This window comes from Microcystis sp. LE19-41.2A, from assembly GCF_027530405.1.
Taxonomy (GTDB): domain Bacteria; phylum Cyanobacteriota; class Cyanobacteriia; order Cyanobacteriales; family Microcystaceae; genus Microcystis; species Microcystis aeruginosa.
Genome location: NZ_JAPZQJ010000526.1, coordinates 1 through 4392 on the forward strand (window position 1 = coordinate 1; position 4392 = coordinate 4392).

5 protein-coding genes are annotated in these 4392 nt (G+C 43.9%); 3 read left to right on the forward strand and 2 right to left on the reverse strand.

The features are described from left to right. Nucleotides 1-348, reverse strand: a 348-nt coding sequence (locus O9290_RS22105) for a transposase family protein (protein WP_288087550.1), incomplete at its 3' end; no start/stop codon positions are given. 331 nt (nt 349-679) lie between these two features. On the opposite strand from O9290_RS22105, the gene O9290_RS22110 reads away from it, so the two are divergent. Both O9290_RS22110 and thrB read left to right on the forward strand, forming a co-directional pair. Further along, nucleotides 680-1390 carry a superoxide dismutase gene (locus O9290_RS22110; RefSeq protein ID WP_288087553.1) on the forward strand — a complete coding sequence of 237 codons (711 nt, stop codon included), beginning with the start codon at nt 680-682 and terminating at the stop codon, nt 1388-1390. Between the two features lie 2 nt (nt 1391-1392). Beyond that, on the forward strand, nt 1393-2310 hold the full coding sequence (thrB, locus tag O9290_RS22115; protein ID WP_288059753.1) for a homoserine kinase: 918 nt from the start codon (nt 1393-1395) through the stop codon (nt 2308-2310). On the opposite strand, the gene O9290_RS22120 is transcribed toward thrB, so the two are convergent. Continuing rightward, nucleotides 2252-2539 carry a hypothetical protein gene (locus tag O9290_RS22120; protein WP_288059751.1) on the reverse strand — a complete coding sequence of 96 codons (288 nt, stop codon included), beginning with the start codon at nt 2537-2539 and terminating at the stop codon, nt 2252-2254. The two genes, thrB and O9290_RS22120, sit on opposite strands and share 59 nt — an antisense overlap. 18 nt (nt 2540-2557) lie before the next feature. On the opposite strand from O9290_RS22120, the gene crtD reads away from it, so the two are divergent. Then, entirely contained in the window at nt 2558-4066 is a 1509-nt protein-coding gene (gene crtD / locus O9290_RS22125) for a C-3',4' desaturase CrtD (RefSeq protein WP_288059749.1), read from the forward strand. The last annotated feature ends 326 nt before the right edge of the window (nt 4067-4392 follow it).

Sequence of the window (4392 nt, forward strand, 5' to 3'; positions counted from 1 at the left end):
ATTTAAAATATCTCCTTCTTTTAATTGTTCGAGTATATTCTCGGCTAGTCTTTTCGTATAGGTTCGTTTCTTGGCGACAAAATCTAACTCTTCGCTAAAGGGTTTCTGACAATTATCGCCCTTAAATTGACGACGATTAACCTGTAGGTACACTGGTTGTCCTGAGATTGGTAAATCTTTGACTAAATGTCGATGATTTTGGTGGAGTTTATCGCTCTCTAACCCACAACGAGGACAGGTTGCTTTTTGATTTTTCGATTCGATTCGGCAAACTATACCGATATTTTCTAGGTGTAGATAGCCTTGAATACAGGTTCCTTTTAGGTTCAAAAATTTGTCAAGTATCATAAGTAAAATAATCTCGTTTTTGGCTATTATATCAAATCTTAACTCAATTGTCTATCTTTTGGTATTAACCTGTTTGCGCCTTAAGTACTTCCCTGTATGGATTTCAGCTACTTTTAGTTCTAGTCACTTTCAGCGAATTTGATTTTTAGTTAATTATTTGCATAACAAGTCCCGAAGAACCACTTTTGTCTCCCGAAGTACCGATCGATAGGATAATTGATCATCGGAACATCTGCTCTGAGAATATGTAGCTAATATCTAACTACCTCTTGCCTTTCCCTCTTCCATGAGTGCCTATCCTAACCAAGAAGTTAATTTTGTTTTATTACTTATGTCTCTCAATCGCCGTCAATTTATTGATCTTTTAGGTGCTACCCTTGGCACAGCCACTCTTGCCGGTTTTAACCCTGCCGCTTTTGCCGCTACCGGTCCCTATAGTCTCATTGCCCTACCCTATAGCTATGATGCCCTAGAACCTTATATTGATAAGGAAACGATGCAATTTCATCACGATAAACACCATGCAGCCTACGTTAATAATCTCAACCTGGCAGTGGCAAAATATCCAGAATTGCAGAAAAAAACAGTAGTAGAATTAATTAAAAATCTTGACTCTTTGCCCGCCGATATTCGCACCACTATCCGCAATAATGGCGGCGGTGATCTTAATCATACGATGTTTTGGCAGATTATGTCCCCCGATGGCGGTGGTGAAGCAAAAGGAGAAATAGGGGCGGCAATAATCGCTAAATTTGGCAGTTTCGAGGAATTTAAAAACGCTTTCAACCAAGCAGGTACTAAACTTTTTGGTAGTGGTTGGACATGGTTGGTTTTAAATAAGTCAGGACAACTAGAAATTATCAGCACTGCTAACCAAGATAGCCCCCTAAGGAAGGGATTACAGCCAATTATGGGCAATGATGTCTGGGAACACGCCTATTACTTAAAATACCGTAATCAACGGGCTGAGTATTTAAAAGAGTGGTGGAATGTGGTTAACTGGGAGGAGGTAAATCGCCGCTATGTTCAGGCAAAAGCTTAACGATGACAACTTTTACGGTTACAGTTCCCGCTACCACTGCTAATATTGGGCCCGGCTTCGATTGTCTCGGAGCGGCCTTAACCCTATATAATCAGTTTACTTTTACCCAGCTGCCAGCAACAACAGCTAACCCTGTCAGCATTATTGTCAAGGGAACTGAATCAGCTAAAGTTAGCCAAGGTGCTGATAATTTAATCTACACCTCTTTTTTGCAAGTTTATCAAAAAATAGGACAGAATCCGCCCCCTATCGTCATCGAGATCGGTTTAGGGGTTCCTCTGGCTAGAGGTTTAGGTAGTTCTGCCACTGCTATTATCGGCGGGTTAGTGGCTGCTAATCAATGCGCCGGAAATCCTTTATCTATGGGGGAAATCGCCGCATTAGCGATCGCATTGGAGGGCCATCCGGATAATGTGGTGCCGGCTTTGCGGGGCAACTGTCAGCTATCGGCAGGAGATAGCACAAATTGGGCTATTTGTCAAGTATTTTGGCAAAAAAATCTCATTCCCGTCCTAGCGATTCCCGATTTTGAACTGGCTACGGAAAAAGCTAGGGCGGTTTTACCGGAAAAAATTAGCCGTCAGGAGGCAATTTTCAATATTTCCCGCTTGGGTTTATTATTGCGGGGATTGGAGACGGGTAACGGCGATTGGCTGAGAATTGCCCTAGAGGATAAACTGCATCAACCCTATCGCCAATCTTTGATCCCGGGTTACGAAAAGGTGAAAAAAGCCGCCATTAACGCGGGTGCTTACGGGATGGTAATTAGTGGCGCGGGTCCGAGCCTATTAGCTTTAACTAACCCCGACAATGCCCAAAAAACAGCCACAGAGATGAAAAATGCTTGGCAGCAAGTGGGGATTAACTCTGAGGTGAAAATTTTAGCTTTAGATACCCTAGGGGCGCGGGTAAACTGTTAAGAGTCCCTGGCAGATGGGTGTGGGGTGTAGGGTGTAGGGTGTAGGGTGTAGGGTGTGGGGTGTAGGGTGTAGGGTGTGGGGTGTGGGGTGTAGGGTGTGGGAAGAATAAATAAAAATAATCTCCTGAATCCTGACTCCTAACTCCTAACTCCTGACTCCTGACTCCTGACTCCTGACTCCTATCTCCTGTCTCCTGACTCCTAACCCCACCAACAAACTTTTTCAGCAAACCCTAATTATTAAGAAAATGACGCGAATTACCGTTATTGGTGCAGGGATTGGCGGACTAACGGCGGCGGCATTATTGGCGCGTCGAGGTTATCAAGTCACAGTATATGATCAGGCACTTGTCCCCGGAGGTTGTGCCTCGACTTTTTCCCGTCGGGGTTTTACCTTTGACGTGGGGGCAACTCAAGTGGCAGGATTAGAGGTAGGGGGCATTCATCAGCGCATTTTTGCCGAATTAGGGATAGATTTACCCGATTCTGTCCCCTGCGATCCCGCTTGTGCCGTTTTTCTGCCGGGGGAAACCACTGCGATTAACGTCTGGCGCGATCGGCAAAAGTGGCAAGAGGAAAGACAAAAACAATTTCCGGGCAGCGAACCTTTTTGGCAATTATTACAAAAACTCTTTCAAGCAAGTTGGCGTTTTCAAAGTCGCGATCCAGTTTTACCCCCACGCAACTGGTGGGATTTAGGGCAATTAATCGCCGCTTTGCGTGTAGATACTGCCATTACCTTTCCCTTTACTTTGATGACTGTGGGCGATGCTCTGCGATTATACGGCTTAGAGAGGGATAAACGCCTAAAAACCTTCCTTGATCTCCAGTTAAAGCTTTATTCCCAAGTTACTGCCGATGAAACCGCTTTACTTTATGCCGCCACCGCTTTAGCAGTTTCTCAGTCTCCCCAAGGTTTATCCCACCTTCAGGGTAGTATGCAGGTATTAAGCGATCGCCTAGTAGCAGCTTTGGAAAAATACGGCGGTAAATTGCAAATGCGCCACACAGTAGAAAAAATACTGACAGAAAAGGGAAAAGCCCGGGGAATTATCGTCAGAAATCAAAAAAATGGCCAAATATATCCAGAAATGGCCGATGAGATTGTGGCTAATATCCCGATCCAAAATTTACCACAATTAATCGATCGCGAAGCCATTCCCAGTCTTTATCACCGGAGAATTGAAAAACTTCCCCCCGCGTCCGGTGCTTTTGTGGTTTACTTAGGAGTCGATCGCGCTGCTATTCCCCCCGATTGTCCCCCCCATTTGCAATTCCTCTACGATTACCATGGCATAATCGGCGAAAATAACTCTTTGTTTGTTTCCGTGAGTAAAGAAGGGGATGGCCGCGCTCCAGTGGGAAAAGCGACGATTATTGCTTCTTCCTTCACCGATACCAGTCTTTGGTGGCGAAAAGGAGAAGATAATTATCAGCAATTAAAAGCAGCATACACCCAAGAGGCGATCGAGCGTCTCGGTAATTATTTCCATCTTAGTCCTGATCACATCGTTCATATCGAATCAGCTACACCTCGCACTTTTGAACGGTTTACGGGGCGAAATCAGGGCATTGTCGGCGGTATTGGTCAAAGATTGTCCACTTTTGGCCCTTTTGGAGTAGCGACGCGCACTCCGATCCCCCATCTTTGGTTAGTGGGAGATTCCACCCATCCGGGAGAAGGCACTGCCGGAGTCAGCTATTCGGCACTAACCGTAGTTAGACAGATTGAAAATAAATTATTAGCTTCTAGTTAAGTGGGTGGGTGGAATTAAATCCGACATTCCGCACATCTTCATATACCTTTATATATTTTTGCATTCCCCAAGATGTTTTGACGAAAAAGCTTCATTGTAGAAACTACTATTGAGAACATTTTCAATAATTGATTTTTTCTGAGAAAACAAATTACAATTCTTCACCTTGATGAAAATCGATCCTTGTATACTTTGCACGGCTACAACTTGCATTTTTTACTCAAGGACAATAATATAGTTTAAGAGTCATAATTAGAAGCAAAGCACTCATTAAAAACATGATTAACCTAGAATTCACGGAAGAAGAAAAGAACTCACTGTATTAT